The sequence below is a fragment of the Alkalibaculum bacchi genome, assembly GCF_003317055.1.
In the GTDB taxonomy this organism is placed as follows: Bacteria; Bacillota; Clostridia; order Eubacteriales; family Alkalibacteraceae; genus Alkalibaculum; species Alkalibaculum bacchi.
In genome coordinates this window covers 1-12,652 of the sequence record NZ_QNRX01000015.1, presented here as the reverse complement: position 1 = coordinate 12,652, position 12,652 = coordinate 1, and the positions used below count along the sequence as shown (strand labels likewise).

The following is a 12,652-nucleotide window of genomic DNA, read 5'->3' as shown; positions in this document are numbered from 1 at the left end:
TTAGGAGGTAAATATGAGTCAAAAAATCTATGAATTTGATGCTATAATATTAAAAGTGCCTGATATTGATGGTGCATATATAGAGTTTCCCTATGATGTTCGAGAAGAATTTGGCAAAGGAAGGGTTAAAGTGCACGCTACCTTTGACGGCGAACCTTATGACGGCAGTTTAGTACGAATGAAAACACCTTGCCATATTATAGGCATACGTAAGGATATTAGAGCCAAGATTGGAAAGCAAGCTGGAGATACTGTTCATGTTACTATTCAAGAAAGAATCTCTTAAGTTGTTGAATTCAATAATTAAGACAATCAAACAAAATGCTTCCCTATTGCTCTAATACTCTTTAATCACTTAATTCTTTAATGTCAGGATATTGAGCAAGTAGTTTCTCGTTTGCTATTTCCAACTGTTTATAATACTCAGCATATGATGGACTTAACTCTTTTAAAGCTGGGATGAATATATCATTATATCCGCTTGCTCTGTTAAACTCTTTCATTAATAAAATAATTTTGCGTGCAGGTGATTTTTTATATGCATCCGATTGTTTATAAGCCAAATATTGTTCTAACATCTCCTTATTATTTGACAGAAATTCATCTGGGTTTTCAATAGATTTTTTTGTATTTTCAATCATCTCTGTTATTTGCAACGTACTAATGTCCTTAGTGTTATCAATTAAATATTCCTGCAAATCCTCTGGCAATTTAAGTGAGGGGGCATTATCCAAGAATGAAATTACTTTTTTATAAGCTAATTGCTGGCTATTCGTTTTAATAGGCTCATTTAAGAAGCGAGCAAAATGCAAACAAACAAATCTACCGTAATATCCCGGGAATGCATCCAATAGCTTTTCGGTAATTGTTTTACTATTTTCTATCATCTGCAATTCTGCACTTATTTCAGAATAACCCTTACCGCTTGCTAATTTATCCAGTATTGATTTCTTTCCTTGTTCTCTTTGTATATCTAGTTCTTTTTTTATAATAATATCTTGAAAATTTTTTCTTGATTCATCTTCTAGTAGCTGTTTAATATCTTCCGTACTGATACCAAGCTTTCTAAGAACAAAAATCTTGTTTAATTGTTCCACCTGACTATCAGCAAAATCTCTGTACCCGTTTTCTGAAATAGATGGAAATATTAATTTTCGTTCTATATAATACTCAATTGCTTTTTTTGTCAGTCCTGTAATTTGGGTTACTTCATTAATCAACATATTTATCACCTCTCTTAAAGTATAAGCTAACCCCCAAGGTGATAGTCAAGAGTTTTGTACCCAATATTAAATGACATTAGAGTGTGATAAACCAATATTTCATACTTCAACAAATCCTCGGCAACATAGCTCCTTCTAAAGGCCCTAGTATCCTTTTCCCTCCTATAAATGTCTCAATAAATACGGTAGGTGCACTTCCAATATTCACCAAACTTCCAATTATTTTTGCATCTTCACAGCCTTCACATTTTCTAATTTCTTTTACTATATTTTGTCCTTCATTTTGATCAACCACTAGAATCATACGACCTTCGCAGGCTAAGTAAAGGGGGTCTAGTCCGATAAGTTGATTCACGGAAACCATTTCTTTTTTTATGGGTATCTGTTCCTCTAATAAATGGATATCCATTTCAGCAAATTGTGCGATTTCATTTAAAGCTGTCGCCAGTCCTCCTCTTGTCGGGTCTTTCATCAATTTAACACTACTTATATGCTTTTCAAGTTTATCCATTACTTTAGTCAATGGCATACAATCACTTTTTAGATTGCCTTTTACTTTCATTTTATACCGTTCTATAGCTATAGTCGTACCATGCTCAGCTATACCCCCAGTGACAATAATGTTATCTCCTTTTTTAATAGGCTTTGGCTCATACCCTCTATTAATTATGCCAATTCCTGAAGTATTGATAAACAATCCATCAACTGCTCCCTTTTCTACCACTTTAGTGTCTCCTGTTACAATTTTTACCCCTGTTTCTTTACATATCTTCCCCATTGTATGAACAATCTTTTCAAGTAGATTCATAGGAAATCCTTCTTCAATAATAAAACCACAACTGAGATAAAGTGGCCTAGCTCCAGATACCACTAAATCATTAATCGTTCCACAAACGGCCAATTTACCAATGTTTCCTCCTGAAAAAAATAAAGGCTTTACTACAAAAGAATCCGTGGTAAAAGCCATTTTTCCTTGACTCACTTTAAACACAGAGGAATCTAAAGAGTTTACTAATAGCTCATTATTAAAATGCTTATAGAAGATTTCTTCAATGAGATGATTTGTATCCTTACCGCCATTGCCATGTATCAATTTAATATAATTATCCATTCTATCATTCCTCCTTATACTGGTAAGCAATAGCACAAGCTCCTTCTGTAGATATCATACATGGCCCTTGAGGGTGTAGAGGGCTACACCCTCTATTAAAAAGTGGACACTCCTTTGGAACTTTTTTTCCCAGCAAAATATCGCTACATGCGCATTTTGTCACTTGTTTTAGCCTTTTAATCTTTACGTCAAAATACTTTACTGCATCCAATCGCTCATATTTTTTATTTATTATTAAGGATGAGCCCTCTACCTTTCCAATCCCCCTCCACTCTCCTTGAGAAACTTGAAATACCTCTTTCATAATTTGATTAGCAGTAGGATTGCCCTTAGGTCTTACACATCTTTTATATAAATTCTTGAACTCTATTTTTTCGTTTTCACTAATCTGTTTTACTAAATGATGAATACCTCCCAGAATATCCAGAGCTTCAAATCCACATACTCCTGCTGGAATATGGTAATCATCTACAATAAATGTAAAGTAATTTGCACCTTTTATAGAAGCTACATGCCCTGGGCAAATCAACCCCTGTATTTGATTATTTGGCTGTTTGAACATGTAGTGCAAGATTGGACTCATGAGCTTTATGGATGAAAGAAAAAATAAATTATCTAGGCCTTTTTCAAAAGCAGTTTTTATGGTCAAAGCGATAATCGGCGCTGTAGTCTCAAATCCAACTCCAAGAAATACAATTTTTTTCTCTTTATTGTCCTCTGCCATTTGAATCAAAGCTAAGGGGGAAGTGATGATGATTACATCCTTTCCCTTGCTCTTTTCATCAAGCAAACAACTCTTTGTCCCCTTTACCCGTAACAAATCACCAAAGGTAGCAATAGTAATATCATTATGATTTAACAATTCAATTGCTGTATCAATATCTTCTTCATGAGTTACACATATAGGGCACCCAGGTCCAGAAAGTAGTTTTATTTTAGGAGACAATACAGACCTAATTCCTAATTTAGAAATCATTTGAGTATGGGTGCCGCATACCTCCATAATTTTCATTTCTTTATGAGTCATAGTATTGATTTCTTCAATTAGTCGTTTTATTAGCACTCTACTCATCTTTACTTTCATCCTCATGTAAAATGCACTTAAACATACTCGATAAATCATCAAAATACTCTCGATCCAATTTTTCAATTGCACAACCTGCATGGACTAATACATAATCTCCCAGCTTTGGCTCTTCAATTAATTGAATATTGACCACTATCTCTATATCTAAAATATTTACTGTTGCCAGTGCACTCGAAATATGGGTGATTTGTCCTGGAACTGCTAAACACATTTTAACTCTTCCCTCCTACTGCATCAGCTATAGCCAATTGCCCCACTGAAATGCCACTGTCATTAATTGGAATCTGCTGATTGTAATAAACTACAAAACCACATTCCTTCAATTTCCTTAAACAATCTAATAATAAATAATCATTTTGGAAAACGCCTCCACTTAGGACGACTTGTTTTATGCGATACTCTTTGCTTATTTTACAAACTAATTCCACCGTAGCATTGGTAATTGCATTATGAAATTTAGCCGAAATCACGCTATTAGGTACCTTCTCTTCAATATCTTTTAAGATGCCTAATAGAATGCTTTCATAATCCATTTGATATGTATTATCTTTTTCTATAATGGAGTACTCATAGCCTTCTTTAATAGAGGCGTCTAATATATTTTGTAATTCAATAGCTCCCTGAGCATCGTAAGTAATATGATGTCGTATGTTGAGCAAAGAGGACACGCCATCAAAAAATCTCCCCATGCTAGACGTCTTAAAACAATTGACTTGTCTTTCTAAAGCTTGTGTGACCAAATTTATGGCTTCTTCATCAATTCCTTTTAATACTTGATTTTTATCGTAATTGATGCAATGTAAATAGCTTAGGGCAACTCTCCATGGTTCTCGTATTGCCTGTTCTCCCCCTTGAATGGTTATGTATTTAAGATGGCCTACCCGTTCAAAATAGTCCCTCGTCCCAACAAAAAACTCTCCACCCCAAATGGATTCATCTGTGCCTAAACCTGTCCCATCGAAGATCACTCCAATAACCGGCCCAAACAGCTTATGCTCAACCATGCAGCTGACCATATGAGCGTGATGATGTTGTATATAAACTTTTTTAGTCCATGGATATTTAGAATGAATTTGCGATTGTAAATCAAAGGCCACCATATCTGGCGTAAACTCTAGTATTCTTTCTAAGTTATTTATTGCTTTTTCGTAGGTGCTATAGGCGTTAAGCTCCTTTAAGTCGCCTAAATATTGACTCATATACCCATAGCCATTTTTTGAAAGGCAAAAGGTGTTTTTCTGCTCTGCACCAGCAGCTAGTATTTCATGATTTATTTTCATATTAATAATATAAGGTGTATAGCTTCTAGCCCCTCTTATGATCATTTCCTTATGGTCCATCACCTTTACTACTGAGTCTTCCACAGGAATATTGATTCTGCGATTGTGAATCAAAAACAAATCTGCAATATTTCTTAAGGAGTTTATGGCTTTGTCATTTTCGTATTGAATTGGACCTCCACTGATATTTCCGCTAGTCATGACAAGAGAAGAAATCCCTTCTTTAAATAATAAACAATGCAAGGGGGTGTACGGAAGCATAATCCCTATTTTTTTCGTATTTGGTGCGATGTTCTCTGGTAATAGACTAGGCTCTCTTTTATTTAGAAGGAGAATCGGCCTTTTATTGCTTAATAATACCTGCTCTTCTTCTTTCGTCATATGAGCTAATTTTTTTGCCATCTCTATATCCTTTACCATAATGGCAAAAGGTTTGTGAGGTCGATTTTTTCGCTTTCTCAGTAGTTCTATCGCTTCTATATTCTCTGCTTGGCAAGCCAAGTGAAATCCTCCTAATCCTTTAATGGCCGCAATTTTTCCCTTATTAATAAAACAAACGCAATCTTTAATTGGATTGTCACTTAATAAATCCTTCCCCTTTGAATCTACTAACCGTAAAGAAGGTCCACATTTAGGGCAACAATTAGGTTGAGCGTGGAATCTTCTATTGTTCGGGTCGTTGTATTCTCTTTCGCAATCTGGACACATTTCAAAAGACTTCATGGTCGTATTGATTCTATCGTAGGGTAATTCCTTTACGATGGAATAACGCGGTCCACAGGATGTGCAGTTTGTAAATGCATAGCCATATCTAGGGCTAGAAGGGTTTAGAATATCACTAAGGCACTCAGCACATGTAGCAACATCGTGAGCAATAAACTTTACTTCGTTTTCACCTGAGGAACTTTTTATAATCTTAAACTCTTCATATCCCTTTATCTTTTTAGGAATTACTTTTACCTTTTGAATATAAGCAAGTTTAGGAGGCTCTTTTATGATTTTTTTCAAAAACGTCTTTATATCGGCACATTCGCCTTCTATATCTGCCACTAAAGCACTTCCTCGATTGCTCACCCAGCCATTTATGCGAAACTTTATCCCCTGTTTATATACATAAGGCCTATACCCTATCCCTTGGACCAGACCTTGAATCTCAAGAACATATCTTCTTTTTGAGGATTGACCTCTACACTTCAAAGGTCTCACCTTGAATACTCTTGATAATTGCACTCTGACCGCCTATATCTTCTCTATATATTTTAATAATAATTTCTCTTCCTGTGATATCTGAATTATAGAGCCTTAAATGCTCTAGTAAGTTTTCTTCATTTATATGGCTATTGTGATTTACGATTAAAGTAAACCCTTCAATAGTCTTTATTTTGTTTTTACTACAAATTTCTCTTAATGAGTCGGAAATCTTTTGTAATAAAAAAGTATCGTGCATCTTTACTGCCTCCTTACATCATAAATAAATTGGCGTATTTCTTTACATATGTCTATAAACTTCTCCTCTAAGCTCTCGCTGAGCACTAAACTAAAGTATATTTTTTCTACTTCAATTCCTACAATATAGCCCCTAACGGATTTTTTATAATTTTTTAATAAAGTGATTAAATTGGGTTCATGCTGGGAATATATAGGACAAAGTTCTCTTGTCAATGCTTCTTCAATAGGCGTAAAAGTAACTGTGCCAGGAGTTATATTAAAATATGTTGAGTCAAAGATGAGCAGCAAATCTCCATCATCAATTTTACTTAAAGCGTAATTGGTATCTGTTTCTGCAAAGATCACTTTTATTTCTTCTTTTTCTAATTCTGATGAAAGCTGCTCTAAAACCTTACTACCTATGCTGTCATCACCCATTATCCTATTGCCTATAGCAATACATTTCACCTTCATTTTAAACAACTCTAATTTCAACACGAGAAGTGCCATGGCCAAATACATGGGTAGCGCAGGAGACACATGGATCGAAGGATCGAACTATCCTGCCGATTTCTACTGGGTTTTTTATATCTTTAATGATTGTGCCGATTAAGGCCTTTTCCACAACTCCTTTATTTCCATTAGAATCTCCTGGGGAAAGATTCCATGTAGTAGGAGTAATAATGCCGTAATTCTTAATGCCACCATCTTCAATAGATACCCAGTGTCCTAATCCTCCTCTTGTAGTATCAATTAGTCCTTTGCCTCCAGCCTTTTGAGGAAACACATACCTTTCCTGCTGCGCAGGATTCAAACTTATTCTCCCTAGCAAACCTTCCATAATTTCTATAATTTTTTTAGCTTCTAAGACTCTAGCAATAATTCTATCCATTGTAGATATACCTTTAGTATATTCACCACTTAAAACCATTCTAGCCAATGGCCCCACTTCCATAGGACGACCCTTATACCTTGGCGCTTTAATCCAGCTATACGCCTCTTCTTTATATGCATCTTCGTCTACTGTTGGATCAAATGGCATTTGTTCTACCCTATTTGACTTGTACCACGCTCGGTAAATATTTTCTGTTATTTCATTAGGTTCAAATTCTTTTTTCTCCCCATCAATGGATATCTTAGGTCCTACGTAGAAGAGTTCCTCTGAATAAGTATCAAATACACCATAGGACATGAGGTTTTCATAGCCTTTTCCATTATGGAAATAGTCTGGATAGTATTCGCAAATAGTGTATAGATCAGAAATCATTCTACTTCCCACAAACTTTTTAATACGTTTTAAGATCGATTTAATTTTTATGAACTTCGAAGCATCTAGATTGGTCGTCACTCCACCTACAAATATTCCATGGTTGTGAGGTGCTTTGCCTCCTAGGACAGCTAACATCTCATGAGCTAGACGGCTATATTCAATGGATTGAAGGTAATCCTTAGATAATTCTCTATTTACATTTTCAGGTAATCTATAATCATTATGAGTTGCCCCATATAAGGGTTGGATTTCTGGGCCCTTAACAAAATCAGGCAAAGTATATTGATAAAAATGCCTTAAATGATTCTGTAAAAATTCACATCCGTGCATAAAGTCTCTTATCATTTTATCGTTTTCATTTGGTCTAATCTGTAATATATCTTCTAATGCTATTGATGAGGCCATTGAGTGTGCTGTAGAACAGATTCCACAAATTCTTTCTGTAAAATATATAGCATCTAAAGGAGGTCTACCTTGTAGCATTTTTTCAAATCCCCTAAAAAGCATACCACTGCTTTTCGCATCGACAATTTTGTTGTTCTCTACTTGTACTTGTATCTCAAGAAATCCACTTATTCGAGTAATTGGATTGATTGTTATTTTACTTCCCATAGTTTCCTCCAAAAATACTTAATACCTTACAAAAGGTTCCATCCCATCTGGAAAACGTTCATGGGCACAACCGATACAAGGGGTATTATCCTCAATAGGCCAATTAACATAACCATTCCATTGCCTTACAGGGCAATCTGTTCTCGTTATAGGCCCTCTACAACCTAGTTTGAACATGCACTCAGGGTCTCCTAATTTAGTTGCAAAGATCTCTCTCTCAAAATAAGATCTCCTTGTACATCTATCGTGAATGGTTATACCATAAAAGATAATGGGTCTATTTTTCGCATCTAGTCTAGGTTTGCCAAAGGCCAAAATACTGGCTATCGTTCCAATAGCCCAATCGGGATGGCTAGGACACCCCGGTACCCTAATGATTTCTCTATCTATAAATTCACTGACGCTTACGCTCATGGATGGGTTTGGCTTAGCGGCAGACGGCCCTCCGTAAGAGGCACATGTCCCCACTGCTATAACATATTTTGCTTTTTCGCCTGCTATTCTAACAGCTTCCATGGCAGTTATTCTTCTCCCTTGATAATTCGCAATAATCGTGTAAAGGCCATTATCCTTAGTAGAAACAGCACCCTCAACTACTAGGATGAACTCTGTTTCTAAAGTCTCTAAAAACTGAATGTATGCTGCTTCACCTTCTTGAGCCATGAGGCTATTATTGTATTTTAAATCAACCATTTCTTGTAGCAAATAAATTACATCTGGGTTCTCTGCATTTAAGAGGGAGATAATATTCCCAGAGCATCCAGTAGCTTCCAACCAAATCAAACTTATCTTTTTACACCCTACACGCTTAACTTCCTCTATTGCTAGGCTAGTAACTTTTTTAGCAGTCATATCTTTTAAATCTGCAATCGGGCATTTAGAAGATCTTTTATTCAAACGATCACCTCCCCTTCTAAGACTGCAGGACACCTACTCGAGGCAAATTTCTCAGTACCTCAAGGTTGCCACCATGGCATCCATTAAATTGCTCACTTAAGTCCTGCCCTGCATACAATCTAAAGTGGGTTCCACCTCCCCAGGTGGCTTCTAAACTCACATCATATACGATTCCATTTACAGCTACATAGGCAAGTTTTCCATTTGACCCATCATACTGTGATAGTTCTTCAAGTGTAAATACTCTTTCTTCCATAAGCTGATTTTGCTGTGTTTTTTGATTAAAATTCTTTTCTTCATTGTGTATATAATAGTACTGGTTCTTCCAATAATTAAGACGCATTCTTTCTTTATATAGTTGGTTTTCATAAAATGTCCTTTGATACAGGTTTCTACTACATGTAATCATATATTTGAAATATTCTATATTTTGATATATTGACGATAATACTGAGTAGTAGTGACTATATTCGTTCATTTAACCCTCCTAATATTCAATTCCTTAAATTATATGCCAGTGAACCATTTTTATTAAAGAAATCGAAAAACGTTTCTGCTGATTGGAATAGCGGCAATCCAATTCTATCGAAATCGGTATGCTATCCTACCTGATATGTCTGAATATTAAAAACCACTGGTCAAATTGGAGTACACCTCCAAATATTAGTTTGTTTGTCTAACATTTGGGGTGCACTTCATTAACCAGTGGTTTTTAATGTGGAAGAGAATGCACTTATACCACCCTTCCCTATCCAAAAAAACTTAACTGTTCGTATTTTTGCTCATTAAGGTATTTTCGTTTAATAAAATCGATGTCCATATTCTCCCCATAATATTTCCCCTTACAGGTAACAAAATATTTAGCTCTTTTTATTACACAGCCGGTTTTGCACAGGGCCTCATAATTAAGAAAAGCGACTTTTCTCTCCTTAATGATTCTTCTAGCTGAGGTATGACCTACTCCAGGGATTCGAATCAAAAGCTCTAGAGGAGCTTGGTTAATTTCTATAGGAAAGAGATGAAGATTGTTTAAAGCCCAGTTCATCTTAGGGTCAAATTTTGTGCTAATGGATTGACTTCCTCCAATAAAGATATCTTCTGATGTAAAGTTATAAAACCGTAGGAGCCAATCTGCTTGGTATAGTCTATGCTCTCTTAAAAGGGGTGGAGTCGTTTGTATAGAAGGCAATGTAGAATGGCTATTCACAGGTACATATGCTGAGTAATACACTCGCTTCATATTGTATTTATTGTAAAGATATTCAGCACAGGTAAGAATTTTATAATCCGTATCCTCTGTAGCGCCAATAATCATTTGAGTGGACTGACCTGCAGGAACAAATCTCTTATAATGGACTAAAGCTTTCTTCTCATCTTGAGAAAGCAAAAGCCGATTTCGAATCTCCTTCATTGGCGCAATAATAGAGGAGTGTTTCTTTTGTGGTGCTAATTTTCCCAAGGATTCCTTTGTAGGAAGTTCAATATTTACGCTCATTCGGTCTGCAAGATATCCGCATTGTTCAATAAGTTCTTTATCTGCTCCTGGAATGGCCTTTACATGAATGTATCCATTAAAATGATATTTTTTTCTAAGGAGTAGTAAGATTTTGTGAATGTTTTCCATGGTTTGATTAGAGCTCTTTTCAATGGCAGAGCTTAAAAACAAACCTTCAATATAATTTCTTCGATAAAATTCTATTGTTAATTTGGCCACTTCTTCAGGCATAAAGGAGGCCCTCTCTACATCATTGGTAGCTTTATTAACACAGTAAACACAATCGTAGACACAACGATTGGTCATAAGAATTTTTAGTAAGGAAATACACCTTCCATCAGAAGACCACGTATGGCATATTCCAAAAGATCTCGAATTGCCAAGTCTACCTTCACCCCTATTACGCCTTTCGACACCACTAGAAGAACAGGAAACATCGTATTTAGCAGCATCAGATAAAATCTTAAGTTTTTTCATAATTTCTTCCAAAATCCATCACCTAGTAAAATTATACCAAGAATGAAACATAAAATCAAACATGTGTTCGATATTTTCAATAGTTTAAGAGTTTAAGAGTTCGTCTTTTACATTAAGTTTAAGTGATTAGTTATCTTTGATGGTATTTTAAATACTTATAGCTCAACTCAATACTTACTCCAATAATAATTCCTATTAAATAACAAAGAAGATCACTCCACAAAAATCCAAATCCTAGGACGAGCCCTCCTAAGGTTGTTTGTCTTATTGCATCTATCCATGGGGCGTGATATAGCTGACTAATTTCTATTAAATAACTGAATATAATTGAAAGTAAAGCAACACTAAGCGTTTTTATTTTAGTGAATAAAAATCCCATCATTAGAAATACCATTAAAGCCCATAATACATCTCCCCCATAATCACTTATAATCTGAGAAAGTAAATTTGTATATCGCCTTGTACTTAATCCCATAATCATAACCAAGATGATCATTAAACTATATATAATTCTATTTCTTCTCATAGTAATTTATTGATTCCTCCTGAAAAATGCGCCATGTAGTTGCTTACAATATATCATATTTTATAAGAGTTGTTTTGGAAAACTAAATGCACTGTAGGGCATATTAACGGAAATTATGATCCAACCAAATGTATAGATATTGATCCCTTATGTATCTATGATTTGCCAGATATTGCAGAGGAAGACTTTATTGACTCAATAGCTTAAAGAGAATTAAAAAGGCGAAAAAATGGATCCCAGTCACCTCAATCAATCACAAGTTTTACCCTACCAACAATGCCACCTTCAAGCATAACCTTAATTCCATGAGGGTGGGTTGGTGACTTGGTTAGGATTTTTGTTACAGTACCTTCTGTTAATTTTCCTGAGCGTTGATCCTGTTTTTGAACTACTTGGACTTTTGCACCGATTTTTATATTATTTCTAATGGATGTATCCAATCCTTCACCTCCCCTAAGAAATATTTTATTGATAGTATATAGTTATACTGTAATTTCTTCTTAACGTAACACTTTAGCCCATGAAAAAGGCCTTTATTTTCAAGACCCTTAGGGTTTCTGTTATACTTAAGATACTAATATATTAAATCTTGATATTCTACATTTTTATTCATCTCTGCTTTTGCAAATGGACAGAGTGGAGTAATTTTCTTATGTTCTTCCCTGGCTAAATTAACCACCTCCTTTAAAAGGATCTTTCCAACGCCTTGCCCTCTTAATTTATCCGAAACCTTTGTACTATCTATGATAATAATCTTACTTCCTGCATTGACATAAGTCATCTCCGCTAGTGAATTTTCTGAATTTCCAATGTAAAATCTATTCGTTCCTCTATTAATAGTAAACAATCTACGCACCTCTTTTTATATTCTCATTGGCATGTCAATATAAAGACAGATAATATTCCTATAGTATAAATTCTATCATACGCCTACATTCATTAACATAATCAAAATCACCCATTTTATTATACCACGTAATACCAATGCCGTTTACTAAATAGATTATGGCCTCAACAGTGCTTTCCGGATCCATCTTAATGCTCATCTCTCCAGCCTCTTGAGCTTTTCTGATTAAATATACATATACTTTCCACATATGGCATATTGGGACGGTAACTTTTATATCCTAAAAAATGGCGCAGGAAGTCACCGTCAGATTGTGTGAAAATAAGCTTTTTATGCCACGTTTGGACACGATAATATTACATTTTGAACCCATTTTTGTTTGTTTTTGGTGATATTCAA

At 35.1% G+C, this 12,652-nt stretch carries 17 protein-coding genes; 2 read left to right on the top strand and 15 right to left on the bottom strand.

Annotation, left to right across the window (positions count from 1 at the left end):
• Positions 1-13 precede the first annotated feature (13 nt).
• Positions 14-286: a DUF1905 domain-containing protein gene (locus DES36_RS10890; protein WP_113921234.1), complete on the top strand. Its 273-nt coding sequence runs from the start codon at positions 14-16 to the stop codon at positions 284-286.
• Positions 287-347: 61 nt separating this feature from the next.
• Here the strand turns inward: DES36_RS10890 and DES36_RS10885 are convergent, their stop codons facing one another.
• The 12 genes from DES36_RS10885 to DES36_RS10830 form a co-directional block, all read right to left on the bottom strand.
• Positions 348-1,223 carry a MerR family transcriptional regulator gene (locus DES36_RS10885; RefSeq protein WP_113921233.1) on the bottom strand — a complete coding sequence of 292 codons (876 nt, stop codon included), beginning with the start codon at positions 1,221-1,223 and terminating at the stop codon, positions 348-350.
• Positions 1,224-1,329: 106 nt separating this feature from the next.
• Positions 1,330-2,334 carry a hydrogenase expression/formation protein HypE gene (gene hypE / locus DES36_RS10880; protein WP_113921232.1) on the bottom strand — a complete coding sequence of 335 codons (1,005 nt, stop codon included), beginning with the start codon at positions 2,332-2,334 and terminating at the stop codon, positions 1,330-1,332.
• Between the two features lie 4 nt (positions 2,335-2,338).
• Positions 2,339-3,406 (bottom strand): hydrogenase formation protein HypD, encoded by a 1,068-nt coding sequence (gene hypD / locus DES36_RS10875; RefSeq protein WP_113921231.1) that lies wholly within the window; start codon positions 3,404-3,406, stop codon positions 2,339-2,341.
• The gene (locus DES36_RS10870; protein WP_113921230.1) at positions 3,399-3,632 is read right to left on the bottom strand and encodes a HypC/HybG/HupF family hydrogenase formation chaperone; all 234 of its coding nucleotides are present in this window, start codon (positions 3,630-3,632) and stop codon (positions 3,399-3,401) included. The genes hypD and DES36_RS10870 overlap by 8 nt, the downstream gene beginning before the upstream one ends.
• A 1-nt stretch (position 3,633) precedes the next feature.
• Positions 3,634-5,907: a carbamoyltransferase HypF gene (gene hypF, locus DES36_RS10865; RefSeq protein WP_242981760.1), complete on the bottom strand. Its 2,274-nt coding sequence runs from the start codon at positions 5,905-5,907 to the stop codon at positions 3,634-3,636.
• On the bottom strand, positions 5,888-6,148 hold the full coding sequence (locus tag DES36_RS10860) for a hypothetical protein (protein WP_113921228.1): 261 nt from the start codon (positions 6,146-6,148) through the stop codon (positions 5,888-5,890). Before DES36_RS10860 ends, hypF begins: the two co-directional genes overlap by 20 nt.
• 2 nt (positions 6,149-6,150) lie before the next feature.
• On the bottom strand, positions 6,151-6,603 hold the full coding sequence (locus DES36_RS10855) for a hydrogenase maturation protease (protein ID WP_113921227.1): 453 nt from the start codon (positions 6,601-6,603) through the stop codon (positions 6,151-6,153).
• 1 nt (position 6,604) lies between these two features.
• A complete protein-coding gene (locus DES36_RS10850) occupies positions 6,605-8,011 on the bottom strand; it encodes a nickel-dependent hydrogenase large subunit (RefSeq protein WP_113921226.1) in 1,407 nt (468 codons plus the stop codon).
• Positions 8,012-8,029: 18 nt separating this feature from the next.
• Positions 8,030-8,863 (bottom strand): hydrogenase small subunit, encoded by an 834-nt coding sequence (locus tag DES36_RS10845; protein ID WP_113921307.1) that lies wholly within the window; start codon positions 8,861-8,863, stop codon positions 8,030-8,032.
• 61 nt (positions 8,864-8,924) lie between these two features.
• Positions 8,925-9,386, bottom strand: a complete 462-nt coding sequence (locus DES36_RS10840) for a cytochrome b5 domain-containing protein (RefSeq protein WP_242981759.1) — start codon at positions 9,384-9,386, stop codon at positions 8,925-8,927.
• A 270-nt stretch (positions 9,387-9,656) separates the two neighbouring features.
• On the bottom strand, positions 9,657-10,880 hold the full coding sequence (locus DES36_RS10835) for a putative DNA modification/repair radical SAM protein (RefSeq protein WP_113921305.1): 1,224 nt from the start codon (positions 10,878-10,880) through the stop codon (positions 9,657-9,659).
• A 130-nt stretch (positions 10,881-11,010) separates the two neighbouring features.
• Positions 11,011-11,406, bottom strand: coding sequence for a ribosomal maturation YjgA family protein (locus DES36_RS10830; RefSeq protein WP_423230760.1), 396 nt, complete (start codon positions 11,404-11,406; stop codon positions 11,011-11,013).
• A gap of 69 nt (positions 11,407-11,475) precedes the next feature.
• Here DES36_RS10830 and DES36_RS14870 point away from each other — a divergent pair, with 69 nt between their 5' ends.
• Positions 11,476-11,613: a hypothetical protein gene (locus DES36_RS14870; protein ID WP_170128276.1), complete on the top strand. Its 138-nt coding sequence runs from the start codon at positions 11,476-11,478 to the stop codon at positions 11,611-11,613.
• 38 nt (positions 11,614-11,651) lie between these two features.
• On the opposite strand, the gene DES36_RS10825 is transcribed toward DES36_RS14870, so the two are convergent.
• From DES36_RS10825 to DES36_RS14865, 3 genes are all read right to left on the bottom strand, one after another.
• Entirely contained in the window at positions 11,652-11,846 is a 195-nt protein-coding gene (locus DES36_RS10825; RefSeq protein WP_113921224.1) for a YwbE family protein, read from the bottom strand.
• A 134-nt stretch (positions 11,847-11,980) separates the two neighbouring features.
• Positions 11,981-12,253 (bottom strand): GNAT family N-acetyltransferase, encoded by a 273-nt coding sequence (locus DES36_RS10820; RefSeq protein ID WP_113921223.1) that lies wholly within the window; start codon positions 12,251-12,253, stop codon positions 11,981-11,983.
• A gap of 58 nt (positions 12,254-12,311) precedes the next feature.
• Positions 12,312-12,503 (bottom strand): hypothetical protein, encoded by a 192-nt coding sequence (locus DES36_RS14865; RefSeq protein ID WP_148581869.1) that lies wholly within the window; start codon positions 12,501-12,503, stop codon positions 12,312-12,314.
• Positions 12,504-12,652 lie beyond the last annotated feature (149 nt).

Excerpts from the sequence above, each read along its gene's own strand:
- DES36_RS10890 (WP_113921234.1), top strand. The coding sequence starts at position 14 with ATGAGTCAAAAAATCTATGAATTTGATGCTATAATATTAAAAGTGCCT.
- DES36_RS10885 (WP_113921233.1), bottom strand. The coding sequence starts at position 1,223 with ATGTTGATTAATGAAGTAACCCAAATTACAGGACTGACAAAAAAAGCA.
- hypE (WP_113921232.1), bottom strand. The coding sequence starts at position 2,334 with ATGGATAATTATATTAAATTGATACATGGCAATGGCGGTAAGGATACA.
- hypD (WP_113921231.1), bottom strand. The coding sequence starts at position 3,406 with ATGAGTAGAGTGCTAATAAAACGACTAATTGAAGAAATCAATACTATG.
- DES36_RS10870 (WP_113921230.1), bottom strand. The coding sequence starts at position 3,632 with ATGTGTTTAGCAGTTCCAGGACAAATCACCCATATTTCGAGTGCACTG.
- DES36_RS10860 (WP_113921228.1), bottom strand. The coding sequence starts at position 6,148 with ATGCACGATACTTTTTTATTACAAAAGATTTCCGACTCATTAAGAGAA.
- DES36_RS10855 (WP_113921227.1), bottom strand. The coding sequence starts at position 6,603 with ATGAAGGTGAAATGTATTGCTATAGGCAATAGGATAATGGGTGATGAC.
- DES36_RS10850 (WP_113921226.1), bottom strand. The coding sequence starts at position 8,011 with ATGGGAAGTAAAATAACAATCAATCCAATTACTCGAATAAGTGGATTT.
- DES36_RS10845 (WP_113921307.1), bottom strand. The coding sequence starts at position 8,863 with ATGACTGCTAAAAAAGTTACTAGCCTAGCAATAGAGGAAGTTAAGCGT.
- DES36_RS10840 (WP_242981759.1), bottom strand. The coding sequence starts at position 9,386 with ATGAACGAATATAGTCACTACTACTCAGTATTATCGTCAATATATCAA.
- DES36_RS10835 (WP_113921305.1), bottom strand. The coding sequence starts at position 10,880 with ATGAAAAAACTTAAGATTTTATCTGATGCTGCTAAATACGATGTTTCC.
- DES36_RS10830 (WP_423230760.1), bottom strand. The coding sequence starts at position 11,406 with ATGAGAAGAAATAGAATTATATATAGTTTAATGATCATCTTGGTTATG.
- DES36_RS14865 (WP_148581869.1), bottom strand. The coding sequence starts at position 12,503 with ATGTGGAAAGTATATGTATATTTAATCAGAAAAGCTCAAGAGGCTGGA.